The sequence below is a fragment of the Luteibacter aegosomatissinici genome (genome assembly GCF_023078495.1).
GTDB lineage: Bacteria > Pseudomonadota > Gammaproteobacteria > Xanthomonadales > Rhodanobacteraceae > Luteibacter > Luteibacter aegosomatissinici.
In genome coordinates this window covers 1,675,247-1,699,036 of the sequence record NZ_CP095742.1, presented here as the reverse complement: position 1 = coordinate 1,699,036, position 23,790 = coordinate 1,675,247, and the positions used below count along the sequence as shown (strand labels likewise).

The window sequence follows — 23,790 nt, the reverse complement described above, 5'->3', positions numbered from 1 at the left end:
AACTCCATGAACAACGGGAATCGGGATGGACGGACATGCGGCTGTTCTTGTGCGAGAAGCCCTCCCAGGGCAAAGACATTGGCCGGATTCTCGGTGCCACACAGCGCGGTGAAGGCTGCCTCAACGGTTCCGGCGTCACCGTCACCTGGTGCATCGGCCATCTCGTGGAAGCCGCAGCGCCCGAAGCCTACGACGAGAAGTTGAAGCGCTGGTCCATCGAGCAGTTGCCCATCATTCCCCAGCATTGGCGGGTCGAGGTCAAACCGAAAACCGCCACGCAGTTCAAGGTCGTCAAGGCGCTTCTGGCGAAGGCGACCCAGCTTGTCATCGCTACCGATGCCGACCGTGAGGGCGAGTTGATCGCGCGCGAGATCATCGACCTGTGCGGCTACCGCGGTCCCATCGAGCGGCTGTGGCTGTCGGCGCTCAACGACGCATCCATTCGCGCCGCACTCGGCAAGCTCCGGCCATCGGCCGAGACATTGCCGATGTACTACTCGGCGTTGGCGCGCTCTCGGGCGGACTGGCTCGTCGGCATGAACCTAAGCCGGTTGTTCACGGTGCTGGGGCGGCAGGCCGGCTACGACGGCGTGCTGTCGGTCGGCCGCGTCCAGACCCCGACGCTCAAACTGGTCGTTGACCGCGACCGTGAGATCGCAGCCTTCGTGTCCGTGCCGTACTGGGCCATCGACGTGTCCCTGTCCGCAGGCGGCCAGGCTTTCACCGCGCAGTGGGTTCCGCCCGAGGGCTGCACCGACGACGCGAGCCGGTGCCTGCAGCAGCCGGTGGCACAGCAGGCGGCACAGCAGATGCGCGCGGCCGGCAGCGCCCAGGTCGTCTCAGTCGAAACCGAGCGTGTGCGGGAAGGCCCGCCGCTGCCGTTCGACCTGGGGACCTTGCAGGAGGTGTGTTCCAGGCAGCTTGGGCTGGACGTGCAGGAGACACTGGAGATCGCCCAGGCCCTGTACGAGACGCACAAGGCCACGACGTACCCGCGTTCGGATTCCGGCTACCTCCCCGAAAGCATGTTCGCCGAGGTGCCCACGGTCCTGGACAGCCTGCTCAAGACCGATCCCGCGCTGCGCCCGATCATGGCCCAGCTCGACCGCTCCGTGCGCTCACGCGCCTGGAACGATGCGAAGGTGTCCGCGCACCACGGCATCATCCCGACGCTCGAACCGGCGAACCTCTCGGCCATGAGCGAGAAGGAGTCGGCGGTGTACAGGCTCATCCGGGCGCACTATCTGGCGCAGTTCCTTCCTCACCACGAGTTCGATCGCACCGTGGCGAACCTCTCCTGCGGCCAGCAAACGCTGGCGGCCACCGGCAAGCAGGTCGTCGTCAAAGGCTGGCGCCTGGTGCTGGCGGAACCTCAACCCGAGGAGGATGGCGACGGCGCAACACGCAGTCAGGTGCTGCCCGCGCTACGCGAGGGTCTGGCATGCCAGGTGGCCGGTGTCGATCTGAAGGCGCTCAAGACGTTGCCGCCTCGACCCTACACGCAGGGCGAGTTGGTCAAGTCCATGAAGGGCGTCGCCAAGCTGGTCTCGGACCCGCGCTTGAAACAGAAGCTCAAGGATACGGTCGGCATCGGCACCGAAGCGACGCGCGCCAACATCATCAGCGGCCTGATCGTCCGCGGCTACATCGTGAAGAAGGGGCGCGCGATCCGCGCCTCGGATGCGGCTTTCACCCTGATCGACGCCGTACCCGCGGCGATTGCCGATCCAGGCACCACCGCCGTCTGGGAACAGGCACTCGACATGATCGAAACCGGCCAGCTCACGCTGGACCTGTTCATCAACAAGCAGGCCGCATGGATCTCACAGTTGATCGCGCAGTATGGCAGCACGTCGCTGTCCATCAAGGTTCCCCAGGGGCCGGCTTGCCCACAATGCGGCGCGCCCACGCGCCAGCGCAGTGGCAAGACCGGCCCATTTTGGTCGTGCAGTCGCTATCCAGACTGCAAAGGCACGCTGCCGGTTGAATCCGGCGCGTCCAAGCGCGGTGCCTCGCGCCCGCGTCGCAGCGGCCGTAAAGGCTCCTGACCGACCCCGTTCCCCGTGAGCCGTGCCCGCCATCGGCGGCGTGGCCCGTGTCCCGCACGCCCTGCGGGACGCCCAGCGCGCAACGCCTTCTTGATCCGTGTGCGCGTCCCGCCCGGCCGTCCCCGGCCACGGGACCTGAAGGTAGCTTCTCTGCGAGCCGCCAAGCGCGTTCTGCTGATCTGCATTTCTTTCGCCCACTGCGAAGGGTCTCCCGATGGCTTGCCTAGCTGCGCGAGCCACCCGGAGACCCTTCGTGGTCAGCGGTATTCGGTGCCGGTGCCCGCCGGCGCAAAAACGGGCTCCTTTTGTGCGCGGATGTGCGCCAGACGATGCCGGCCCCAGCCACGACATGGGCCGGGTGTGATTGCTGACAGCAGACGGTTCTAGCGACGACCGGGCCTGCCAATCAGCCCACGGGTGGTTCCTCTTTCCTCCCGAGCCGAAGGCCGCTGCGCCTTCGGCGCCTTTCTCCTGCCCATCAACGTCCCGGCCCGGCCAACGACACCGGGCCACACGAACAGGAGACCCGCCATGAACCCCAAACCTTGCCATGCGCCGCGCAACGCGCCGCTGCTCTACGGCAGCGTGTGCAGCGGCATCGAGGCCGCGAGCCTCGCCTGGCAACCGCTCGGCCTCGAAGCCGCGTGGTTCGCCGAGATCGAACCGTTCCCGAGCGCCGTGCTCGCCCACCGCTACCCGCACGTGCCCAACCTGGGCGACATGACCGCGATCGCCCGCCAGGTGCGCGCCGGCACGGTGCCGGCGCCCGACATCCTGGTCGGCGGTACGCCGTGCCAGTCGTTCAGCGTTGCCGGCGCACGCCAGGGACTGAATGACCCGCGCGGTGCCTTGACCCTTGCCTATGTGGAGCTTGCAAATGCCATCGACCAAACCCGCCACCAAGACCGCCGCACGCCGGCAACGCTCGTCTGGGAAAACGTCCCCGGCGTCCTCAACGACCGCAGCAACGCCTTCGGGCATTTCCTGGGCGCACTGGCCGGAGAAAGCCGTGCGCTCCAACCGCCAGGGCAAAAATGGGCGCACGCAGGTTGTGTGTCTGGACCCCGGCGCCGCATCGCGTGGCGCGTGCTCGACGCCCAATATTTCGGCGTCGCCCAGCGTCGCCGTCGCGTGTTTCTTGTGGCAAGTGGTGGAGGTGGCCTCGATCCCGCAGAAGTACTTTTTGAGCGCGAAGGCCTGCTCGGGGATTCTTCGCCGGGCTTCGCGCCGTGGCAAGACGCTTCCCGCGCTGCTGGACATGGCATTGCAGCAGCAGGCTATGCCGGACTGAAGCAGCCCTATGGCAAGGTCACCATGACGTTCGGGTTCGGTGGCGGCAATACGGCAGGCCCCATCGACGTGGCCGCCTGCCTGACCGCCGCGCCCGGCCCGAAGAATGACTTCGAGGTCGAAACCTTCCTCGCTCAATCCATCGCGGGCAACATCACCCACACGCTCAGCACCGCCAATGGCGGCAAGGGCAGCAGCGAGGACGGCACCGGCAAAGGCGTTCCGATCATCGCTTTCACCGCCCAGGGCTACGGCGCGGATGCGGTAATGAACCGGGCACCGACGCTGCGCGCAGGCGGGCATCGCAGCAGCCATGCGAACGCAGGCGTGGTGCCTGCCATTGCCTTCGCGCAGAACAACCGCGGCGAAGTGCGCTTCGAGTCCGGCCATGGGCAGGTGGCTTGCACCGTCCTGTCCAACGGCAAGCCCGGCTACGGTGTGCCGATGGTGGCATGCGTTGCCCTGCGGGGCCGGCAGCATGGTCTTGCCGCCGAGTTGGGCGACGGCGTATCGACCGCACTGCGCACCAGCGGCGGCGGCGCGGACAAGCCCCATGTGTTGATCCCTGACTTCGAGGCGCATTTCCAATACGACTGGAATGAACCCAGTGCGGCGGACTGGTCGCAGTGGCGCGTGCGGCGGCTGATGCCCACGGAGTGCGAGCGGCTGCAGGGCATGCCCGACGACTACACGCTGATCCCGTACCGCGGCAAGCCTGCCGCAGATGCTCCACGCTACAAGGCAATTGGCAACTCCATGGCCGTCCCATGCATGGCTTGGCTGGGCAACCGGCTGGTGCAGTGCCTGCACAAGACGGACTCGACCGCTTCGGATTGATCGACGACGCAGCCTGCGGGCCGCGCCATTCTCCCTCCTGCATTGCCGACGTGTCGGCAGCAGCCCGCAGCCAGGGTGTCAAGGCTGCCGTGGATTCCACCCACGCCACCCGCCAGTTCGCCTCGGCATCTCACCGGCGAACGCTGCCCACCGGGGCATCGATGCCTCCTTTCTCCAACCCACGGGATGGTCGCCACGTCCCGTCAGGAACGTGTCGCCACCCGGTCGATTTCAGGACTTCCCATGGACACCATCACCAAGCAAGACCGCATCATGCTGAAGAACCTCAAGGTCGCCGACTTCGCCAGCGAGGAAACGCTGTGCTTCACCGCGACCGTCGTGTTCGACGGCACTCCCATCGCCGAGGCCCGCAACGACGGGCATGGCGGCTCGACGTTCCTCCGCGCGCTCAATGGCAAGACGACGCTGCTGGCTCAGGCCGAAGCCTTCGCCAAAGGCCTTCCGCCTGCGCCGCTCGATCTCGGCCAAGAGGGTGAAGACCCTCATTACATCGACATGACGCTCGACTTCCTGGTCGATGAGCTGGCCGATGCCATGCACGCGGAGCGCAAGGTGCGAGCCGCGTTCAACCGCGACATCGGCAACAAGGTGCTGTTCATCAAGGACGGCAAACTGCTGTTCATCAAGGGCATCAAGCTCAAGGCCATCGCCGACCGCAAGGCGTACTTCGCTTCGCTGCGCGCTCGTCAGGCCCAGCCCATCGTCATCCTCGCCGAGCTTCCGCCCGAGCAGGCATTCGACCTGTGGAAGCAGCATGTCCTGGGCGACAAGCCCGACTGACCCAGCGCCACCGCATCCTCCTGACAGCCCCGCACTCGATGCGGGGCTTTTCTTTTCCGGTGCCCATCAATCGGGGCTGGGCCGAATGCCGTTTTCCAACTGACGCGGCGCAGCCCTCGCACGAAGCTGCCTGCATGTTCGCTGATTCGTCAGCACATGCCAGCAGCCAGGGTTCCAGGCTGCCGCGGGGTTCTCTCCGCGCGACCCACCAGTCCGCATCGCATCAAGTCTGCGGACGCGCGTCCCAGTGACGCCGATGCACTTTCTTCAACCGCCTGCGGGAGCTGCCATCCCGTGAGGGACGAGGCCCCGCTTTTTCAAGGAGCCCGTCCATGTCCCAGCAAGCCTCTTTCGGCCAATTGGCCTCGACCTACTGCGGCAAGTTCCTGCCGCTCGAAGTCCTGCAAAGCGCCGCCGGCCACTACATCGGCACACGCGATACCGAAGGTCCCGTTTCGCGGGAATCCCGCGAGTACTTCCGCAGCTATGCCGCGGCTCAACGCGCCCTCGAAAGAGGCGGCTGGTCCCAGCTCGCCATTCCCTGATCCAACTGGAGGAATCACGTCATGAACCAGCTACTGCCGCAGGAAGTCGTCGATCAGATCATGCGGGAAGAGCAGCATTTCGCTGCCGCGCCCCAAGCCTTTTTCGAGGCCTGGAAGCGCGGTGTCGAGATTGCTGGTCCCGAGTGGTTCGGCGACGGCACCCGTGAAGGTCTGAACCAGGCCAAGAGCAAGTGGGATCTGCGTCCCGACATGCTGCGGCTCAACGATGCCCTCGGTGTCCTGAGCAGCGGGGAACGTATGTTCCTGTCCGCCATGGTCAGCTTCTACAACGCGCGCGAGGGCGGTGCCATGCTCAAGCGCTGCCACTTCCACGGGCTGTCGGATTTCGATGGTCTCGACCTGCAACGCCGCAAGGTCATCGCCGACCTGCTGATGAACTACAACGGCTGGTGAGCCGGTCTCCGGCACGCCACCGTCCTCTCGATCCCCCGTGAGGGACATGCGCCCACAAGGCCATGTCCCTCAATTTTTCTTCCCCATCGCCCGGCGCCAACGGCCTTGGGTTATTCCCTGCGGATGCCATCGTCCGCATGGGCTGGCTCCGCTCACTTCCCCGAAAGGAGCCAGCATGGCAAACAACTACTACGAAGGCACGGGCGTTCTCGTGCTCGACCACGTTACTCCCGTCATCAAAGCACTGTTCGGTGCTTTCAGGCTGGACGAACACCATCCCGGCAATGGGCAGGCCTACATCGCCCAGATCGCCGAGACCAATGATCCACGCTGGACAGATGTGCTGGACGGTCTGGAAAACCTGGCCACACAACTCGGCATCCCCATGCCCGACGACGAAGAGTTGTTGATTCCGCCTCTGCTTGAACGGCTGGCCGCGCACTTCGGTGCTGACCAGGACGGGGAGCTGGAGAACCTGATCGAGCACCACCAATTCGAGGACGGCGCCGACCTGGAAGCCTTGCTTCTGATCGCCTCCCGCTTCGATGACGGCCATCACCTGACCGCCATCCAGTTCGAGGGCTGCTGGTATTGCAGCAAGCCAAGGCTGTTCGAGTTCGGCGGCAACGGCTGCTACCTGAGCCGCGAGGTCCAGGTCTTCAGAACGTCCTCGCAGGCGCTCCAACTCGGCGACCAACTGCGCAAGGCCATCGTGGCCACCGACATCGAAGAGGCCTCGGCGTTGATCGCGTTGGAGGCCGCCAACCTGCTCGCCGGCATCAACGACGAGCATTTCCGCCTGAGTGTGCGCCATCGCGTCGCCGAACGACTGGCCCAGACGCCGACGATCAGCGCCGCCTGACGCATTTTCCACTTTCAACCCACCGGGTCCAATTCCCGGTGGCGGGGATTGGCTCCATTATTCAATCTGGAGAGTTCCCATGTCCCAGAAACCCAATCCCTTTCTCCGCGGCTACTGGCATCTGAAAATCGTCCGCACACTGTGCATCAGCTACGAGGACGGAAGCCCGCATGTCTGGCGAAACATTCACGCGAGCCAAGAACACCTCTCCGACGAGGAGCTGGTTTCATCGTCCTGCATCGTTACCAGCGATTTCGCCGTGGTCAGCAATGGTCCTGACCCCGTGAGTGCCGAGGTGCTGGCCGAATGCGATGCCGGTGAAGGCGTCAGCGGCCAAGGCGTGATCGGCGCCGTGGTCTATGCCATCCATGGCGACGACTTCGACGGCCGTCCGGTCCACGTCGGTGACACCTATTCGGCCGAGGCCGCGCGAGAAGTCGTGCAGCGCCTGAGTTTCGAGACCGGGTATTTCAGCCGGGCCTGGGAAATCAGTCGTGAGCACATCACCGTCGATACCTGGCACTACCTCGCCAACTTGGCAGACCTCGCCACGCCGGAGGCTTTCCTGTTCATCGCGTTCCGGGTTCCGTACAGCCCGGCGATCGGCATCAAGCTGATCTCCACGCCCTGGACGGACCAGAACCTGGAGCACGCCGAGGGCATCACCGCCGATCAGCTTCGGCAGGATCACCGGAACAAGGGCATGCCGGACGATCTGGCGAACATCCTTGAACTGGCTGGCCGGGCCGACGTGCGCATCCTGATCCTCGACGCCGACGCGCCTGCGCTACCGGGCCTGCCGCTGGCCGAGTCCTAGCAGCCGCGCGACGCGCCATCCTTCCTCGTTGTTTTCCCCCATACCAGCCCGTCTCCTGCCCGGAGCCGGGCTGGTTCATTTTCACAGGAGCACCCTCATGTTCCCCGACCTCATCCCGCCCGCACTCGACTTCGAGCACCAGCTTGGAGCCTGCGTCAACGCCATGAGCCAGGACGACGCCATCGGCCAGATCCTGGTATTCGAGCGCATGCGTGGCACGCTGCACATGCGCCATATCGCCAGCGCCGACCTGTTGGACACCGACGTGGACGACTACGAAATGGTCGTGTTCGACGGTGGCAACACCAGCGGCGATACATGGAAGCATGTCTTCTTCCCGCGTCAGCGCGAGCACTACTTCGTTTACGAAGCCTGACGCCCCCCAAGCCCCTTCCGAGGGGCTTTCTCTTGTCCGCAGCGAAGGAAAGCGGATGCGGCGCGGTGCGGTTTCCTGCGGGCGGGCCGCTCACTCCAGGGCCATCCTTGCCCCATGTTCGTCGGCGCTGCCGACACATGCCCAGGCAGCCAAGACCTTCGAGGCTGCAAGCGCGGGAAACCGTGCTGGTCGTTTCTTCCAACGGACGTACCGCGTCCATCCACCCACAAGGGACCTCTCCCTTGTGGGCAGGGAATCCCTTGTTCTTCCTCAAGGAGATTCCCATGGATCGCTCTCTCATCAAGACCCTGATGCCTTCGCTTGTCGCAGGCCATGTGCCCCGCAATGTGCGGTCGTTCAAGTACCGCGTGTTCGATGATCAGCCGCAGTCCTCTGCGCTGGGCTTCGCCATTGATCCCCAGCCCTTCGACGGCAAGGTGGTCGCGGCCAATGACGATGCCATCGTCGTCAAGCTCAAGCCCAGCGAGTTCGCGGTGCTCGACCCCAAGCTGGTGACCACCGTCCCGAGCGAAGGTGCCAAGGTGCATGTCCAACCGTATGCCCGCCGCCGCTTCGACGGCCTGCGCGCGGACACCCCGGAAGTCATCACCGAGAAAACCTCGGACGGTACGCCTTACACCATCACGAGGCACATCCTCGGTTCCGCACCGGCCAAGCTACCCATCCCCCAGCCGCAGTGCATGGAACTGGGCCAACTCATCGAGCAGATGGAGGAAATGCCGGCGCCTGACGGGTTCCGGCGGATCACCCACATGCTGGTCGATGCGGGCGCCCGGGACTTCACCTGGGTCGATCCCAAGCCGTCCAAGATCATCGAAACGCCTCCGGCGATCAGCTTCACGGTCTCGACCGCGAAGTTCGAGGGCCAGGTGACGATCCTCTACGACCGCGGCGGGGACACCTACGTGGTGGAACTGCACCGCAACGGCGAACTGGTCGATCGGCACGACGAGGTGTATTTCGACATGCTCGGCGAAGTGCTGGAACGGCTCATCGACGACGGGCGCTGGCGCCTGATCGACGTGAGCGTGATCGACGCGAAGGCGGCCCGCCGCCGGGCAGTGCCGGCATGACGTCCAAGGCCGGCGACTGCTGGGTGGTGTGCTCGCCCAACGAGTCGGCCCTCGGTGACAGCGCCGGTTTCTGGTCCAACGAGTTCGGCTGGGTCCCGTTCGACCAGGCGACGTGCTTCTCGGCGGAAGAGACCGAGAGCTTGCAGCTTCCGATCTCAACTGGCGGTGATGCGCGCTTCGTTCCATGGCAGGAGGCCCGACGGCACCACGGCTGAAGCCGAAGCCTGCCGGCCACAAGCCCCATGGGCCTTCCATCCATCCGGGTGGAGGGTCTTTTCTTTTCCATTCCACACAGGAGATTTCAATCATGTCCCTGCGATTCAAAAGCTCCGACCTGCGCCCCGTGCTGGCCGAGGCGATCGCCACCCAGGGCCGCGTGATCCTCGCCAAGGATCAGGGCGTGTACTTCCTCGCCGAGCGCGGGGAACGCCGCCCGGATGGTCGGGTGAAGCTGTTGGCCTATGCCGTCGGCTGCAACCCGGATACCGATCCGTTCGATGACTGGTGGGAACTGGCACGCGCCGAACTGGGCGGCGACGACTTCGGCGAGTTCTTCGATCCGAAGGAAGGCGTCTTCGCACGCATCCTGCACGGCACGGACGACCTAATGCTGTCTGCGACCGCCACGCATCTGTCGCTGGAGGTGGTCCCCCCGGCATAGCGCAACAACCACCGCGCGGCCCTCGCAGCCCCCATCCGGGGGCTTTCTTTTCTTCGTACCGCGGCCACCGCCGCGCGTGCGCGTTCGTCTCCGGCCGCCATGGCCTGCCTCGTCGGCCTGCCGCCGACATGCCCACGGAGACGACCGCATGCACGACCCGTTCAAGATCACCCAACCCACCTGCATCAGCTTCTCCGGGGGACGCACCAGCGCGTACATGCTCTGGCGTGTGTTGCAGGCCAATGGCGGCCTGCCTGCTGACACCGTGGTCTGCTTCGCCAACACCGGCAAGGAAGTGGAAGCGACCTTGCGCTTCGTGCGCGACTGCGCCGAACGCTGGCAGATCCCGATTCACTGGCTGGAATACATGCCCATGGAGCCGGGCTTCATGCTGGTCGATTTCGAGCGAGCCAGCCGTCAGGGCGAACCGTTCGAGGCGCTGATACGCAAGCGCCAGTACCTGCCCAATCCCGTTGCGCGCGGCTGCACGACCAGCCTGAAGATCCGCCCGATGCACCGCCACCTGCGGCATCTGGGCTGGACGGACTGGGACCAGATGATCGGCATCAGGGCCGACGAGCAACGGCGCGTCGCCAAGATTCGCGCACGCGGCCACTCCACCGAATCGACCCACGAAACCATGTGCATGCCGCTGGCGGATGCCGGCGTCACCGTGCGCGACGTGGGCACCTTCTGGCAGGCGCAACCGTTCGACCTCGACCTGCTGACGGTGAATGGCCGCACGCTCGAAGGCAACTGCGATCTGTGTTTCCTGAAGCCGCGCGGGCAGCGCCTGGCCCTCATCAAGGCCCGGCCCGAAGCGGCTGTGTGGTGGATTCGCATGGAATCCCTGAACCTGGCGAGCAAGCCCAGCGGGGCTCGGTTTCGCGCCGATGGTCCCAGCTACGCCGACCTGGCGCGCTTCGCTGCCGACCAGGGCGACCTGTTCGATGCCGCCGAGGAACCGCTCGCCTGCTTCTGCGGCGATTGATGCTGTGCGCACGGCATTGGCCTCGCCACGGCTGCAACTGGTGCTCGTGTCGCTGCGCACCGCCAATGCCTTCGTGCAGGAGCACCATCGGCACCACCGTCCGGTTCAAGGGGCGAAGTTCGCCCTGGCGGTCACGCTGTCCGGCAGCGACGGCATCTGTGGCGTGGCCATCGTCGGTCGCCCGGTCGCGCGTCACCTGGACGACGGCTGGACCCTCGAAGTCACCAGGCTCTGCACCGATGGCGCACCGAACGCCTGCAGCAAGCTCTACGGAGCCGCCTGGAAGGCGGCCAAGGCCCTGGGCTACACGCGGCTGATCACCTAACCGTGCCCGAGGAAGGCGGTGCCAGCCTGCGCGCTGCCGGCTGGCGGCTGGTCGGTACGCGCGGCGGCGGCACCTGGAGCCGCCCCAGCCGTCCGCGCGCCGACACCCCCGCCCACCTGCGCGGCCCCAAGTGCCTGTGGCGCGCGCCCGGCGGCGCGGACAAAGGGAAACGCCCGGATGCCGATTGATTGCTGCCGCGCGCGCGAGGCCCGGCCATGCTGGCCCCATGCCTGCTGACGTTGTCAGCGACATGCCAGGCAACCATAGGTCTTCGAGGTTGCGGCGCAGTTCCCACTGCGTGACCGACCCAGCTCGCACCGCATCCATCCGCGAGCGGCCACCAGTCTCTGGTGGCGGATGCTTTCGCCTTATCAACCCACCGCGGGGTTACGCACCTTTCCCCGCATGCGTGGGGCTGGTGTGTCTCCGCTTCTTCCCTATGGAGATTCACCATGAACACCACGTCCAACGAGAAATCGTATTTCGACCTCCACACCTCGGGCATCGGCTACATCCAGCGTGTCCGTGAAGTGCCTGTCCGGGGCGGCCGCCGTGCGCAGCCGTTCCTGGCATGCACCGTTGCCGCGCTGGTCGGCCCCGCCAGGGACCCCAGCTACCGCTACTTCGATGTCAAGGTCTCGGGTGCCGAGGCCAAGAACCTCGTCCAGCGCTACATTGGCGTTGACGATCCCAAACAGCGCCCGCTGGTGCGCTTCCGCCTCGGCGACCTCTGGGGCGATGCGTACATCCGCGACAAGGGCGAGCGCAAGGGCGAAGCCGCCGCGTCCCTCAAGGCGCGACTGCTCAAGGCCGAGCCGCTTGACCGGGCCGAACTGGCTTCAATCAGGCAGCACGAGCTGATCACCCGCGGCATCGGCTACCTCAGCCGTCCGAAGGACGTCACCCCCAAGGATGGCGATCCGTTCCTCGCATGCACCGTCGCTGCGCTGGCTGGGCCTGTCGATGAACCGGAGTATCGGTACATCGACACCATCGTTTCCACCCCTGAAGCCGAGCATCTGGTTCGCCGGTGCGTGCAGGCCATCGAAGGGGACCGCAAGGTGCTGATCGCCTTCCGTCTCAACGACATGAAGATCGATCCGTACATCCGCACCAAGGGCGAGCACGCCGGGGAACCGGGAGCAAGCCTGGAATCGACCCTGGTCCACATCGGTCTGATCAAGATCGACGGCACGAAGGTCTATCCGACAGGCCAGGCGCAAGCCGAGGCGCCGCAAGCCCAGGACGCACCCGCGCCCGAAGCCGAGGTTGCCGCCGACACCGCTGCCGACCAGCCTGCCGAGCCCGCCGAGCGCGAGCCCGAAGGTGAAGTCGAGGAGCAGGAGCCGGCATTGGCTGCTTCGTTCTGATCCGGCATGGCCCCTCGCGGGGCCTTGCCTTTTCCCTATTCCTCAAGGAGAACCATCATGGCAGCCACATCGGCACCCGCGACATCTACTTCCCCACGCTCTCTACTCCCCGTCGTTGTACCTGGCCAGCTTTCGATTCGCACAATCCGAGGCCGTAATGGTCCTTTCAGAGTCGGTTTTCTCACGACTCCGATCGGAAACTTCGCGGTAAAGGACGCGGAGCTTGAGCAGTACCCCGAAGGCAAGTACGACGGGGAATTCGTGGTCCGCTATATCTTTCTTAACCCGATCCCCATGAGGGATGGCTTCAAGTTCGAGATTCGATGCAACCTGGATGGCATGACGCTCTTCGGCGTTGACAAGCTGAGCCGCGAAGACATTCGCAGCTTCACCACCCATGACATCGATCCACTCGATGAAGAGCTAGGAAAGCAGCCTGCGGCAACGCCGGCCAAGCCCACCAAGGCATCCAGGTCAGCCAAACCTGCACCCGTGCAAACGTCCGCGGACCCGCTGGTCGATACCACGCCCTTCGGCGTGGACGCGCCGCCTGCTGCGGCTGCTGCCCCCGGCAGCACCGAGGATGGCGACGCCGCGCTGTTCGGCCTGTTGTGGCCGCTGGGCGAGTCTATGAAGCTGGATTCGACCATCGACCGCCGCGCCCTGCGCGCACAGATCGCCCGCCTGGGCGAACTGGGCTACGCGCTGGACTTCAAGACGCAGGAGTGGAGCCGCCAGGCCGAACTGCAACCTGCGTGATCGCAGACGCCGCATCCGCGGTGTTCTTCATTCACCCGCCGGGGTTCCTTCCCCATGCGGGGCGAGGCCCCGGCTTTTCTTCGGAGGTCTCCATCATGTCCACCATCGCTTGTGATACACCCCGTCCCACGCTGGATGAATCCGCGTGGCGGGCTCTTTGCACGGCGGCTGCCGAACGCGCCCAGCGCGGTTGCGGCCTGTCCTACGACCATTACGTGACGCTCTTCAGCTCGGAGATCGACACGCAAGCCAATCGATTGCCGGATGACCAGCGCGTTCAGGCGCTGGAAATCGCGACCCGGGAATGGGACTACGCAACGCCTGCCGAGCGGCAGGAAACCCAGGACTGGCTCGCCGACAACGGCTGCTGTTCGCATGGGATCACGCTGGGTTGCTGCCCGGCCGGTTGCGGTTCCTAGTCCGCATTGAGTTCCACCGCCGCACATGCGGCATTCCATCACCCGCTGGGGGTTCTTCCCCCACGGGGAGGCCTCCGGCTCTACTTCTTCAGGAGGCCTCTCATGGGCTGGTATTTCTCTCCCCAATCGCGGTCTGAACTGATCGGGGAACTGATCGCACCGCAGGAGACCGAGCGCGCCAGCGTGAAGGTCATCGCCCACGCGCTGCGCGGCAATGTCCTCTGGTCCGTCGCGGAAGTGACGGCCAAGGTCGAAGGCGTGCATCGTGATCTCGCACCGGGCCAATCCCTGTGCTACATCCGCTGCGATCTGCTGGAACGCAGCGGCAACCAGTGGGGCTACAAGCCGCTGGACGAGTCCATGCACCCGTACTACTACTCGTGCCCGCTGTCCTATCTGGACCTTGCACCGGAGCAGTCCGCCGAATGGCGTGCAGGCGTTCGCGCCTACCACGCACGGCGGCGCGCACCCACGGCCGTCACGGCACCCGCCGTAACGCTGATGGCCTGAGCCAGGAGGAACCGACATGGACCCGATCCTGGCTGCGCTCCCCGCCTCGCTGCTGAAGCTCGTAGAAGGCAGTTTGTCCAACGACGAAGTTTCCTCCGACGAGGAAATGCTGGGGTACTTCATCGACAACGGCCTCACCGAGGAGCAGGCACGGCAGGCACTGACCCACCGCGACCAGTACCTCAACAACATCTACCTGGACGGCTTCACGCCGATCACCGCGGTGGACGAGGTACTTCACTTCAATCCGCACACCCGGCAGTTCGAGCCGGACTGAGCGATTTTCTTCCACCCCCTGGGGCAGTACATGCCCCAGCGGGCGGTGCTGTTCCCGCTTATCCGAGGACACCACCATGCCCGCAAATACTTCTCCCACGCTGTACCGCATCGACGAATGCCCGGATGTGATGGCCGACGCCTGCGTCGGCGATGACCAGGGCAACCTGATCTTCCTGTCGTTCTGGGCGCGGGACACCGCCGTCCAGCAGTTCCTCGCTCGCCTGACCCTCGGGCGCGATGAGCAGGGACTGGACCAGTTTCACGTCATCACCGACCAGGGCGGCAGCGTCCCGGTGTTCATCGGCAACGTCGATCGCCTGGAAAAGCGCATCACCCGCGCCTACCGGCGAACGCTGTTCGGTTCGCTGTCCAACGTGTGGCTGTTCGACCGGCGCTGCGTCAAGCCCGACAAGGCCAACGCCAGCGCGCTGGCATTGCTGCCACGCGACAGCGCCCACCGGCTCGACCGCCTGTGGACGCTGGTGCGGGACACGTGCCCGTTGCCGCTACTCGACCACTGGCGCGAGACCGTGCTGGAACTGCTGCAAACCCGCGAGATGCTGGCCCGCCTTCCGTTCGCCCTCGGGCCGCTGGAAGGCCATCGTCTCGCCATCGACGTGCCGGCGCTGACCCTGGCGCTGGGCTCCCTGATCCGCAGTGACGTGCTCACCGCCTATCCCTCTCCGGCCAAGATTTGGACGCCGGAAGCGGTATCGGTTTGACACACCCTCGGAGGCACGCCTCGGCGTGCTTCCGCCATTCATCCCCGCCAACCAGGAGACTTCCATGGCTCTCATGTTCCCGCGGCTTGCCCGCAATTTCGTGAAGAACGGGTACTTCCCGACCGACGAACCCACGCTCGAAAGAGCCCTCAACGCACTGATGCCCAGCGACGGGCCGATGTGCATCCTCGATCCCTGCGCCGGCGAAGGCGTGGCGATCGCCGAAGCCGCCCACGCCCTCGGGCGCGAGCAGGCCAAGGCGTTCGCCGTCGAGTTCGACGCGGAGCGGGCACGCCATGCCCGCGGCCTGGTCGATCATTGCCTGCACGCGGACCTGATGGACACGATGATCTCCAAGCAGTCCTTCGGGCTGCTCTGGCTGAATCCCCCGTATGGCGACCTGGCGAAGGACGTCAACGGCAACATCGGCTATCAGGGCCAAGGCCGCGCCCGCCTCGAAAAGCTGTTCTACCAGCGCAGCCTGTCGCTGTTGCAGTACGGCGGCGTGCTGGTCTTCATCGTGCCCGGCTACGTGCTCGACGCGGAGTTGGTCGGCTGGCTAACGCGCCACTACACCGATCTGCGCATCTACCGAGCGGTGGAAACGCAGTTCAAGCAGGTGGTGATCTTCGGCCGGCGGGTGCGCCAGCGAGAGCTGGCCCCCGATGGCCTCAAGGGCGTGCGCAATCTGCTGCTGCAGGTTGGGCAAGGCGATGCCGAAGCCGAGGAGCTGCCGTGTGAATGGCCGTTCCTGCCGTATGTCATCCCCGCCAGTCCGGCCGAGCCGGAGCACTTCTTCCGCGTGACGATGGAGCCTGAGCAGTTCGCCGACGAAGTTGGCCGGTTGCATGGCCTCTGGCCGTCGCTGGACACGCACCTGGGGGCCGCGCAGCAGTCGCTGCGTCCTCCGGCGCGGGCTTTGTCCCACTGGCATCTCGCCCTGGCTCTGGCCGCGGGCGCGATTTCCGGCGTTGTGCGCTCCAAGACCGGGCGCCTGCTCGTCGTCAAAGGTGACACCCACAAGGACAAGACGCTCCAGCGGGAATTCACCGAACGCGAAGACGGCTCGATCGCCGAGACCCGCATCCTCACCGACAAGTTCGTGCCTGTCATCCGCGCGTGGGACATGACGCCGGGCTCCGCCACGCGGGGCGAGGTGTTGACCATCCGCTGATCGTTTCTCCACCGCCGACGGTTCGCCGTCGATTTCTTCCACCCACCGGGGTCCAGTCGCCCCGATGGGGTGCCGTGGCCCCTCCATCCTCAAGGAGCCTTCCATGGCAGCCCAAGCACTTCCCATCAGCCAGACACCGAGCCGGCGCTTCGCTCCCGGCCAGGTGGTCATGACCATCGGCGTCGATGACCTGGTCCAACAGGGCCGGCTCAACCCGATTCCGTATCTGCACCGCCATCTCAACGGCGACTGGGGCGATCTCGACGACTACGACAGGCGGCAAAACGATGCCGCGCTGGAGTCCGGTGAGGACCGCCTCTTTTCCTCATACCAGGTCGCACCCAGCCTGCAGCTCTGGATCATTACCGAATGGGATCGCAGTGTGACCACGCTGCTGCTGCCCAGCGAGTACTGATCTTCCTCAACGCGACGGCCGCGCGCCGTCCTTTCCTCCCACCACGGGGCATGCCATCGCCCCGCTGGGGGTGGTGCATGCCCCATTTTCTTTGGAGCATCACCATGTCTCTCGATCTCGATACCACCACCAACGATGCAACGCCCGTACAGGGCGAACTGCTCGATGCGGAATATTCCCCTCTGACCCTGAGCCTTCAGGATTTCGTCGAAGAGTTCGGCGACGAACTGCTCGACTCGCTCAACCGCGCCAACCCGCCGGTCTATACCGGCCAGCCGCAGGCGCACCGGCAACTCATCGTCGCCAGCCTCAAACGCAAGCTGTTCCAGGCCCAGGCCGAAGTCGTCCATGCCGCCGCCGAGCTGCTGATCGATCGTGGCGAACGCGCCGCGATCGTCAACGGCGAGATGGGCTGCGGCAAGACCACCGTCGGCATCGCCACGGCCGCCGTCCTCAACGCCGAAGGCTACCGCCGCACCCTGGTTCTTTCTCCACCGCACCTGGTCTACAAGTGGCGGCGCGAGATCCAGGAGACGGTGGCAGGCGCCAAGGTCTGGGTGCTCAACGGCCCGGACACGCTGGTCAAGCTCATCAAGCTGCGCGAGCAGTTGGGTGTGCAGCCCACGGGCCAGGAGTTCTTTGTCCTGGGGCGCGTGCGGATGCGGATGGGATTCCACTGGAAGCCTGTCTTCACCACGCGGCGCACCCGCCATGGCGACGTGGCAGCGTGCCCTGACTGCGGCACGCTCATCACCGACCTCGACGGCGAGCCGGTCAACCCGGTCGCGCTCGAAGCCGAGGAGTACCGCAGGAAGTGCAGCCATTGCGCCGCGCCCCTGTGGACGCTGATCCGCCCGCGCAGCCTGTCCGGCAGCGACCAATCCTCGGCCGTGCTGAAAGCCTTGAAGCGCATCCCGACCATCGGGGAAGTCACCGCGCAGAAGCTGATGCAGAAGTTCGGCGACGGATTCCTGGCGTCGATGCTGGGCGACAACATCCACGAGTTCATCAACCTCATGGATGGCAACGGCGAGCTGGTGTTTTCCGACCGCCAGGCCGCGCGCATGGAACGCGCGATGGCCAACATGGAGTTCGGCTTTGGCGAGGGCGGCTACCAGCCGTCCGAGTTCATCAAGAGATATCTGCCGCAAGGCACGTTCGACCTGCTCATCGCCGACGAGGCGCACGAGTACAAGAACGGCGGCAGTGCCCAAGGCCAGGCCATGGGCGTGCTGGCAGCGAAGGCTCGCAAGACCTTGCTGCTGACCGGCACGTTGATGGGCGGCTACGGCGACGATCTGTTCTACCTGCTGTTCCGAGCCCTTCCCGGGCGGATGATCGAAGACGGCTACCGCCCGACCACGAGCGGCAGCATGACCTCGGCCGCGATGGCGTTCATGCGCGATCACGGTGTCCTGAAGGACATTTATTCCGAGAGCACCGGCACGGCGCACAAGACCGCGAAAGGCACGAAAGTCAGTGTCAGAACGGTCAAGGCTCCGGGCTTCGGCCCCAAGGGCGTGCTGCGCTGCATCCTGCCGTTCACGATCTTCCTCAAGCTTCGAGACATCGGTGGCAACGTCCTGCCGCCGTATGACGAGGAGTTCCGTGAAGTCGCGATGGACACGGCACAAGCCGCGGCCTACCGTGATCTGGCGGGTCGGCTGACCGCGGAGTTGAAACAGGCTCTGGCGCGACGCGATACGACGCTGCTGGGCGTGGTGCTCAACGTGCTGCTGGCCTGGCCGGATTGCTGCTTCCGGTCGGAGACCGTGGTGCACCCGCGCACGCGCAACACCTTGGCGTTTGTCCCGGCTCAGTTCAACGAGTTCGAGGTGACGCCGAAAGAGCGCGAGTTGATCGACATCTGCAAGGAGGAGAAGGCACAGGGCCGCAAGGTCCTGGCCTACACGGTCTATACCGGCACGCGCGACACCACGTCGCGCCTGAAGGTGCTGCTGGAGCAGGAAGGCTTCAAGGTGGCGGTGCTACGCGCAAGCGTGGATGCCAGCCGCCGCGAGGATTGGATCGCCGAGCAATTGGACCGTGGCATCGACGTGCTCATCACCAACCCCGAGTTGGTCAAGACGGGACTGGACCTGTTGGAGTTTCCGACGATCGTGTTCATGCAGTCGGGCTACAACGTGTACTCGCTTCAACAGGCGGCCCGCCGCTCGTGGCGCATTGGGCAGAAAGAGTCCGTGCGCGTGATCTACCTCGGCTACGCCAGTTCCTCGCAGATGACCTGCCTGGAGCTGATGGCCAAGAAGATCATGGTCTCGCAGTCCACTTCGGGCGATGTACCCGAATCGGGGCTCGATGTCCTGAACCAGGATGGTGATTCCGTCGAGGTCGCATTGGCCCGGCAATTGGTAACAGCCTGATCTGCTGTCTGCCGGCATTCTTTCGGGGGTGCCGGCATTCTTCTAGGAAATTGCTGCTCGGAGGATTCGATCACCGCCCCGGTTCCAGCGCGGGGAAGGCTAAACTGATTGGACAATACCGAGATTCAAGGAGGCGCTATGGCTATGGTGATCGAAGCAGCATATGCAGATGGTACTGGTGCAGCTAACGCACTGCATCTGTCTCAGGCGCAGTGGGAAGAGTTGCAACGGGCGTACTGCGTCGGTGATCTGCTGATGCCGTGCTGCAACGCTCCAGCGATTCCCAAGGTTAGTGCTAATGGGTACCCCTTCTTCGCGCATCTAGGAGGTGCGTGCAGTACTTCCGAAGAAAGCCAATGGCACCTGGCGGCCAAGATACTTGTGCGCAGCGTGCTTGAAGATCTTGGATGCCGTGCCTCGGTTGAAATGCCGGGTTCGGGTGACGCAGGTCGCTGGCAGGCTGATGTCTGGGGAGAGCGCAATGGGGTTAGGTTGGCTGTCGAGATCCAAAGATCGTATCAGTCGCTCCGTGACTACCGTAAACGCCAAGAGCGGTACCGCGAGGCGGGCATCAAGTCTCTTTAGTTGTTGCGGCAGGAGCGATATAGCACTCTCACCAAGAGCATGGGAAAGGAGCGTCTGCGCACCGAGTTTGGGGGAAAGTTCCCTTCGGCCGGCCACTTCGGCCCGTGCCTTTCTGACCTGCCGGTCGCGATGCTTGAGCTAGATCCGGCCCCAGCGGTTAACGGGGCCGGATTCTTCACCGCAACCGTTCCAAACTTACTTGAGGCAGTGCTCAGTGAGCGCTTTCTTTGCATCAACGGTCTATGGTGTATCGATAACCTAAACTCGATGAATAACGCCGCCAGACTCTCGCGCGAACGTTTCACAGCCAATCGCTTGGCTGCAAACATGTAGCTCGACTGTGACGTTGCTCGACCAGCACTCCAGTTCCCTGGTTCACACTCAAATGCCAGCGGCGCGCATTCGCGTCTCCAGTTCATCAAGGAATGGCGAGCGCCCAAGGCGCATGGGGCCATAGCGGCCATCAACGAAGCCCGAATACAGCATGTGGACCTCGTCGCGAGCACGTGTGAGTCCCACATAGAAGAGCCGGCGACTTTCGCGCAACTTCTCTGGAGTTTCATTGCGCCACGGCAGATTTCCGAGGTCGAGTCCAACCATGATGACGACGTCGTACTCACAGCCCTTGGCGGAATGCAGTGTCAGCAGATTCAGGTGATCGGGCGAACCGTCCCGACCGCCCAAACTCGTGATGTCTAGCGAAGCCAGTGCACCGCCTTCGGCGAGCGCTGCCGTCATGCGATCCAGTTGCTCCTTCTGATCAGCGAGCGCCAATTCAGCCGTCAGCAGATGATCCACTACACCGTTGCGCAGCGAAGCAACAAACTCTCGCGCAGGTTGCTGGTCAGCGCGCAGATCCCATAGCAAGGCGGTTAGCTCTTGCTCTTCGCGCTTGGCCTGTGAATCGTCCAAGCTCGCCCGATGAAATGCGCGATAGCGGTCGAGTAGTCCACGCAATTGTGGGCGTCCGACACGCCAGCCACCCGCGCACCACGCCGCACAATCTTCTACCCAACTTGTTAGGGCAACCTTGCGGTAAGGCGCTGCGGTATCCACACGGATGTAATCGAGACCGCCGGTTGCCACAGCTTCAGCCACGATATCGCCTGCGCGATAGTCTTTGTATAGGATCGCGATATCGCCCAGTGTTCGTCCCGGCTTGGAGGCTAAGGCCGCCGGAATGATCTGCGCGACGGCGTGCGCAGCCTGGTCCGCCATACCACCCGGGCGCAGAACAAATTCGATGGTCGTTTGTCGCGCAGGATCGCTCGCTTGATAGCCTCGGGCTTCTCCAAGCGCCATCTCTGACGCAGTCACGATCCCTGCACCAGAACGGTAATTTAATTGAAGCTGGACAGGCTCAATGTCTCTGCGAGCCGCCAATTCCATGAGCAACGCGCCATCAGCTCCCGTAAATCCATATATCGACTGATCCGCATCCCCGACAGCGAAAAGTCGGACACCACCGTCGAAGGCAAGGCGTTTGACGATGCGATGCAGTGCCACGCCTAAATCCTGGTACTCATCCACCGCGAGCACGGGGAATTTTGCCTGAACCAGAGGTAGTACCCAGTCGTGCTCGGCGATCAAACGTTGGCCGAAGACAACCATGTCATCGTAGTCAATCAGCCCCTCGTCGCGTAGAGCGGCCTCGTAGGCCTCGGCCCAGGCAGCGAGTTCCTCCTCGCTACGCCAAGCGACGCTATTTCGATTGAGCACGGAACGGCGATGCCGCCCGAGATCAATAACTTTGTACGGATGGTTCTGGCCGAAAAGCGCATCTCCAGTTTGCTTCAACAACCGATCACTGACTCGTTGAGTGGCCACCGAAAGTGGGAAAGATATGGGCAGGCCGGCCAGGCGTCCATACGGCATCAAGAGATGACGCAGACAGAACCCATGTACCGTACCAATGAAAAGATTAGATGCCTGCTGAAGTCCCAAGCTTTCAATTCGGCGAGCGAGTTCGCGAGCGCACTCCTGGCTATAAGTGATGCACGCAACGCCACGAGGGGCCTCGACGTCTTCGGCCAGGATGCGGGCGAGCTTTAGGACGAGTGTCTTGGTCTTACCGCTCCCGGGACCAGCGAGTACCACACAATGTCCTTGAGAGTTGTAAGCTGCCAACTGCCCTGGATTTCCAGCCAACTCGGCAGCCTGCGCCAGGTAGGCTGTACCGACGTTACGCGACCGCATCGCGGATATGCTCCAGCGCAGAGCGAATGTAGGCCGGGCAAACGTCCTCAGACACCGACGGCGCAAGTGCCTGTGCAAATCTCCCCTTGCCAATCCGTTCAATCAACTTCAGCAGCCGGTCTTCATCGACCTGATCCGGATCATCCACCCACTCTTGCAATGCGTCCCGGGTGACTTGCCTCAGCGGCAACTCCTGCTCGATTACCGACTTCATCGCCTCGGTCATTCCGGCGGCAAATAGGTCGGATTCCAGCGTGCTCTCGTTGACGAAGTATCCAAACTCTGCGGCATATTTGAGCACATCATCTATATCCAGGTCATCGTAACCATATTCGTCATCGACCTCGTTTAAGAGATTAATTAATCGCCTGTGGGCTAGTGGGGGTTTGCCATTGACCGGGTCGCGATCTGTCAAAATTACATGCGGAATATTTAGCCCTTTAGGGCCCAAAAGCTTCACATAAGGAGTGAAGTTCGTCCCCCCGACCGAGCACACAGTGATTCCAAGTATGTCGAAAGGAATCCCGAGGGCCTCGGCGAACGCGGGGATGATGAAGCGCTCGGCGTCCCCTTCAACCAGAATCACTCCCCGGGAAAAGAATATTTCTCCGCGAGTGACGTCGATGTAGCGCTGGAGGTCGTCTTCATCCCTCTGTGTGAAAGGTGCTTTCGCGGTTGAAACCGCGACGGTTTTCCCGTCCGTTGCGTTATGACGTAGGAGAACGATGGACCTAATCGGTGTAACGCTTGCGATATGCGGCGAGTGAGTAGTGAGAATTGTCGTCAGCGGAGGGGCTTCGTCCTCATCTTCCGCTCTTGTGCCGAGAAAGTAGCGATAGACAAGACGCTGGACATGCGGATGCAGGTGCGCTTCGGGCTCCTCAACGACGAAGAATGTGTGGTCGCGCTCCCCTTCGGAGACGAGACGGTCGAGTTCGAGGCTCTTCAAGGCCAGGAAGATCAGATTCGCCGTTCCTAGGCTGGCATCGCCGACACCGCGAACACCGTTGTCGATGAGCAGCCGAAGGCTACGCAGCAATGCATCCACTCGTGTAGGTGCAAGTCCGAGCGATACCGGGACAGCATGTTGCCCCCCGGCGATTGCGATCAGCCGTTCGCTGATCCGTTCTGCTGTCGCTACCACTTCCTCGTGTCCAGCCAGCTCTCGCTGTGCTTGGTCGACCTGATTCTGAATCTCCTCACGGGCGTCATCATCCAACGACGCGGCAAGATCCTCAATGAGCGGCCTCAGTGGCGAATTGCGCCAGTTCGCAAGGTCCTTCTCAGCGTCGCGCAGGGCTACCTGAACATCTATTGGCAACATCCGGCGAAGTGCGCCGCCGATACGCATGTCGGGATCGTCGCCACCGAAGATCACATACTCATAGTCCTTCAACGATTCCGGGGCGCGCCCCAGGCCCGCCTTAGGCTGGAAGCGGTAGGTGAGTCGGGCCACCATGGGTGGGCCAGGATCAATCACGCAATCGTTGAGGTGAGCCATCAGCCGGGGATCGTTTGTGAAGTCCGTTAGATCCACAGAGACCTCAATGGTCGCACCAACCTTGTCTTCGCCAAGTCCATCCCAGAAATGTTCAAGCCCCAGTTGTCGATCGCGTTCAGACAAGCCCGGATCAAGGATCAACTGCAGTCCGCGAATGAAATTGCTCTTGCCAACCTTGTTCTCTCCCACGATGACGATACTTTCCCCCGTCTCGACATCAACATCCGAGAAATTGGCGAAATTGATCAACCTGACCCGAGAAACCCTCATTTACGCCCCCGTCCACTGGTGTTTTAACAAATAGTAGCAGTCAAGCGGCCGGCCTCCATCCGCCGACCGCGACTGAGCCTTTCCGTTACGGCCCCCTCAAGGCCGCTCTTGTTCGACTAGACCGCTGCCGGCAAATCGGACGCAG

At 63.6% G+C, this 23,790-nt stretch carries 25 protein-coding genes; 23 read left to right on the top strand and 2 right to left on the bottom strand.

What is annotated here, in order from left to right; all coding sequences use genetic code 11:
• Window positions 1–35: 35 nt before the first annotated feature.
• The 23 genes from L2Y97_RS07620 (at window position 36) to L2Y97_RS07510 (ending at window position 19,678) form a co-directional block, all read left to right on the top strand.
• Window positions 36–2,048 (top strand): DNA topoisomerase III, encoded by a 2,013-nt coding sequence (locus tag L2Y97_RS07620; RefSeq protein ID WP_247434972.1) that lies wholly within the window; start codon window positions 36–38, stop codon window positions 2,046–2,048.
• 531 nt (window positions 2,049–2,579) lie between these two features.
• The gene (locus tag L2Y97_RS07615) at window positions 2,580–4,175 is read left to right on the top strand and encodes a DNA cytosine methyltransferase (protein WP_247434969.1); all 1,596 of its coding nucleotides are present in this window, start codon (window positions 2,580–2,582) and stop codon (window positions 4,173–4,175) included.
• A gap of 243 nt (window positions 4,176–4,418) precedes the next feature.
• Window positions 4,419–4,976 (top strand): hypothetical protein, encoded by a 558-nt coding sequence (locus L2Y97_RS07610; protein ID WP_242558355.1) that lies wholly within the window; start codon window positions 4,419–4,421, stop codon window positions 4,974–4,976.
• Between the two features lie 332 nt (window positions 4,977–5,308).
• On the top strand, window positions 5,309–5,521 hold the full coding sequence (locus L2Y97_RS07605; protein ID WP_033465114.1) for a hypothetical protein: 213 nt from the start codon (window positions 5,309–5,311) through the stop codon (window positions 5,519–5,521).
• Window positions 5,522–5,542: 21 nt separating this feature from the next.
• Window positions 5,543–5,935, top strand: a complete 393-nt coding sequence (locus L2Y97_RS07600) for a hypothetical protein (RefSeq protein ID WP_247434966.1) — start codon at window positions 5,543–5,545, stop codon at window positions 5,933–5,935.
• A gap of 175 nt (window positions 5,936–6,110) precedes the next feature.
• On the top strand, window positions 6,111–6,797 hold the full coding sequence (locus L2Y97_RS07595) for a hypothetical protein (protein ID WP_247434964.1): 687 nt from the start codon (window positions 6,111–6,113) through the stop codon (window positions 6,795–6,797).
• Between the two features lie 79 nt (window positions 6,798–6,876).
• Entirely contained in the window at window positions 6,877–7,614 is a 738-nt protein-coding gene (locus L2Y97_RS07590) for a DUF5983 family protein (RefSeq protein WP_247434961.1), read from the top strand.
• 97 nt (window positions 7,615–7,711) lie between these two features.
• A complete protein-coding gene (locus L2Y97_RS07585; protein WP_242558351.1) occupies window positions 7,712–7,990 on the top strand; it encodes a uridylate kinase in 279 nt (92 codons plus the stop codon).
• A 284-nt stretch (window positions 7,991–8,274) separates the two neighbouring features.
• Window positions 8,275–9,084 carry a GTPase gene (locus L2Y97_RS07580; RefSeq protein WP_242558350.1) on the top strand — a complete coding sequence of 270 codons (810 nt, stop codon included), beginning with the start codon at window positions 8,275–8,277 and terminating at the stop codon, window positions 9,082–9,084.
• A complete protein-coding gene (locus tag L2Y97_RS07575) occupies window positions 9,081–9,299 on the top strand; it encodes a hypothetical protein (RefSeq protein WP_242558349.1) in 219 nt (72 codons plus the stop codon). Before L2Y97_RS07580 ends, L2Y97_RS07575 begins: the two co-directional genes overlap by 4 nt.
• Window positions 9,300–9,391: 92 nt before the next feature.
• A complete protein-coding gene (locus tag L2Y97_RS07570) occupies window positions 9,392–9,745 on the top strand; it encodes a DUF3085 domain-containing protein (protein WP_242558348.1) in 354 nt (117 codons plus the stop codon).
• A 148-nt stretch (window positions 9,746–9,893) separates the two neighbouring features.
• Entirely contained in the window at window positions 9,894–10,736 is an 843-nt protein-coding gene (locus L2Y97_RS07565; protein ID WP_242558347.1) for a phosphoadenosine phosphosulfate reductase domain-containing protein, read from the top strand.
• A 40-nt stretch (window positions 10,737–10,776) separates the two neighbouring features.
• Complete coding sequence (locus tag L2Y97_RS07560; RefSeq protein ID WP_247434958.1) at window positions 10,777–11,061, top strand: XF1762 family protein; 285 nt, start codon at window positions 10,777–10,779, stop codon at window positions 11,059–11,061.
• A 452-nt stretch (window positions 11,062–11,513) separates the two neighbouring features.
• Window positions 11,514–12,431 (top strand): DUF3577 domain-containing protein, encoded by a 918-nt coding sequence (locus L2Y97_RS07555; RefSeq protein WP_247434955.1) that lies wholly within the window; start codon window positions 11,514–11,516, stop codon window positions 12,429–12,431.
• 57 nt (window positions 12,432–12,488) lie between these two features.
• The gene (locus L2Y97_RS07550) at window positions 12,489–13,190 is read left to right on the top strand and encodes a DUF3275 family protein (protein WP_247434952.1); all 702 of its coding nucleotides are present in this window, start codon (window positions 12,489–12,491) and stop codon (window positions 13,188–13,190) included.
• A gap of 95 nt (window positions 13,191–13,285) precedes the next feature.
• Window positions 13,286–13,609: a hypothetical protein gene (locus L2Y97_RS07545; protein ID WP_247434949.1), complete on the top strand. Its 324-nt coding sequence runs from the start codon at window positions 13,286–13,288 to the stop codon at window positions 13,607–13,609.
• A gap of 102 nt (window positions 13,610–13,711) precedes the next feature.
• Complete coding sequence (locus L2Y97_RS07540) at window positions 13,712–14,119, top strand: hypothetical protein (RefSeq protein ID WP_247434947.1); 408 nt, start codon at window positions 13,712–13,714, stop codon at window positions 14,117–14,119.
• Between the two features lie 16 nt (window positions 14,120–14,135).
• Entirely contained in the window at window positions 14,136–14,396 is a 261-nt protein-coding gene (locus tag L2Y97_RS07535; RefSeq protein WP_247434944.1) for a hypothetical protein, read from the top strand.
• Between the two features lie 76 nt (window positions 14,397–14,472).
• Window positions 14,473–15,120: a hypothetical protein gene (locus L2Y97_RS07530; RefSeq protein WP_247434941.1), complete on the top strand. Its 648-nt coding sequence runs from the start codon at window positions 14,473–14,475 to the stop codon at window positions 15,118–15,120.
• 64 nt (window positions 15,121–15,184) lie between these two features.
• Complete coding sequence (locus L2Y97_RS07525) at window positions 15,185–16,294, top strand: DUF6094 domain-containing protein (RefSeq protein WP_242558342.1); 1,110 nt, start codon at window positions 15,185–15,187, stop codon at window positions 16,292–16,294.
• Window positions 16,295–16,397: 103 nt separating this feature from the next.
• Complete coding sequence (locus L2Y97_RS07520; RefSeq protein ID WP_247434939.1) at window positions 16,398–16,709, top strand: hypothetical protein; 312 nt, start codon at window positions 16,398–16,400, stop codon at window positions 16,707–16,709.
• A gap of 104 nt (window positions 16,710–16,813) precedes the next feature.
• Window positions 16,814–19,093, top strand: a complete 2,280-nt coding sequence (locus L2Y97_RS07515) for a helicase-related protein (protein ID WP_247434936.1) — start codon at window positions 16,814–16,816, stop codon at window positions 19,091–19,093.
• A gap of 138 nt (window positions 19,094–19,231) precedes the next feature.
• Entirely contained in the window at window positions 19,232–19,678 is a 447-nt protein-coding gene (locus L2Y97_RS07510; protein WP_247434934.1) for a competence protein CoiA, read from the top strand.
• 381 nt (window positions 19,679–20,059) lie between these two features.
• Here the strand turns inward: L2Y97_RS07510 and L2Y97_RS07505 are convergent, their stop codons facing one another.
• Window positions 20,060–21,874, bottom strand: coding sequence for an ATP-dependent helicase (locus tag L2Y97_RS07505; protein WP_081651628.1), 1,815 nt, complete (start codon window positions 21,872–21,874; stop codon window positions 20,060–20,062).
• Entirely contained in the window at window positions 21,861–23,624 is a 1,764-nt protein-coding gene (locus tag L2Y97_RS07500) for an ATP-dependent nuclease (protein WP_247434931.1), read from the bottom strand. Before L2Y97_RS07500 ends, L2Y97_RS07505 begins: the two co-directional genes overlap by 14 nt.
• Between the last annotated feature and the right edge of the window lie 166 nt (window positions 23,625–23,790).

Excerpts from the sequence above, each read along its gene's own strand:
- L2Y97_RS07620 (WP_247434972.1), top strand. The coding sequence starts at position 36 with ATGCGGCTGTTCTTGTGCGAGAAGCCCTCCCAGGGCAAAGACATTGGC.
- L2Y97_RS07615 (WP_247434969.1), top strand. The coding sequence starts at position 2,580 with ATGAACCCCAAACCTTGCCATGCGCCGCGCAACGCGCCGCTGCTCTAC.
- L2Y97_RS07610 (WP_242558355.1), top strand. The coding sequence starts at position 4,419 with ATGGACACCATCACCAAGCAAGACCGCATCATGCTGAAGAACCTCAAG.
- L2Y97_RS07605 (WP_033465114.1), top strand. The coding sequence starts at position 5,309 with ATGTCCCAGCAAGCCTCTTTCGGCCAATTGGCCTCGACCTACTGCGGC.
- L2Y97_RS07600 (WP_247434966.1), top strand. The coding sequence starts at position 5,543 with ATGAACCAGCTACTGCCGCAGGAAGTCGTCGATCAGATCATGCGGGAA.
- L2Y97_RS07595 (WP_247434964.1), top strand. The coding sequence starts at position 6,111 with ATGGCAAACAACTACTACGAAGGCACGGGCGTTCTCGTGCTCGACCAC.
- L2Y97_RS07590 (WP_247434961.1), top strand. The coding sequence starts at position 6,877 with ATGTCCCAGAAACCCAATCCCTTTCTCCGCGGCTACTGGCATCTGAAA.
- L2Y97_RS07585 (WP_242558351.1), top strand. The coding sequence starts at position 7,712 with ATGTTCCCCGACCTCATCCCGCCCGCACTCGACTTCGAGCACCAGCTT.
- L2Y97_RS07580 (WP_242558350.1), top strand. The coding sequence starts at position 8,275 with ATGGATCGCTCTCTCATCAAGACCCTGATGCCTTCGCTTGTCGCAGGC.
- L2Y97_RS07575 (WP_242558349.1), top strand. The coding sequence starts at position 9,081 with ATGACGTCCAAGGCCGGCGACTGCTGGGTGGTGTGCTCGCCCAACGAG.
- L2Y97_RS07570 (WP_242558348.1), top strand. The coding sequence starts at position 9,392 with ATGTCCCTGCGATTCAAAAGCTCCGACCTGCGCCCCGTGCTGGCCGAG.
- L2Y97_RS07565 (WP_242558347.1), top strand. The coding sequence starts at position 9,894 with ATGCACGACCCGTTCAAGATCACCCAACCCACCTGCATCAGCTTCTCC.
- L2Y97_RS07555 (WP_247434955.1), top strand. The coding sequence starts at position 11,514 with ATGAACACCACGTCCAACGAGAAATCGTATTTCGACCTCCACACCTCG.
- L2Y97_RS07550 (WP_247434952.1), top strand. The coding sequence starts at position 12,489 with ATGGCAGCCACATCGGCACCCGCGACATCTACTTCCCCACGCTCTCTA.
- L2Y97_RS07545 (WP_247434949.1), top strand. The coding sequence starts at position 13,286 with ATGTCCACCATCGCTTGTGATACACCCCGTCCCACGCTGGATGAATCC.
- L2Y97_RS07540 (WP_247434947.1), top strand. The coding sequence starts at position 13,712 with ATGGGCTGGTATTTCTCTCCCCAATCGCGGTCTGAACTGATCGGGGAA.
- L2Y97_RS07535 (WP_247434944.1), top strand. The coding sequence starts at position 14,136 with ATGGACCCGATCCTGGCTGCGCTCCCCGCCTCGCTGCTGAAGCTCGTA.
- L2Y97_RS07530 (WP_247434941.1), top strand. The coding sequence starts at position 14,473 with ATGCCCGCAAATACTTCTCCCACGCTGTACCGCATCGACGAATGCCCG.
- L2Y97_RS07525 (WP_242558342.1), top strand. The coding sequence starts at position 15,185 with ATGGCTCTCATGTTCCCGCGGCTTGCCCGCAATTTCGTGAAGAACGGG.
- L2Y97_RS07520 (WP_247434939.1), top strand. The coding sequence starts at position 16,398 with ATGGCAGCCCAAGCACTTCCCATCAGCCAGACACCGAGCCGGCGCTTC.
- L2Y97_RS07515 (WP_247434936.1), top strand. The coding sequence starts at position 16,814 with ATGTCTCTCGATCTCGATACCACCACCAACGATGCAACGCCCGTACAG.
- L2Y97_RS07510 (WP_247434934.1), top strand. The coding sequence starts at position 19,232 with ATGGCTATGGTGATCGAAGCAGCATATGCAGATGGTACTGGTGCAGCT.
- L2Y97_RS07505 (WP_081651628.1), bottom strand. The coding sequence starts at position 21,874 with ATGCGGTCGCGTAACGTCGGTACAGCCTACCTGGCGCAGGCTGCCGAG.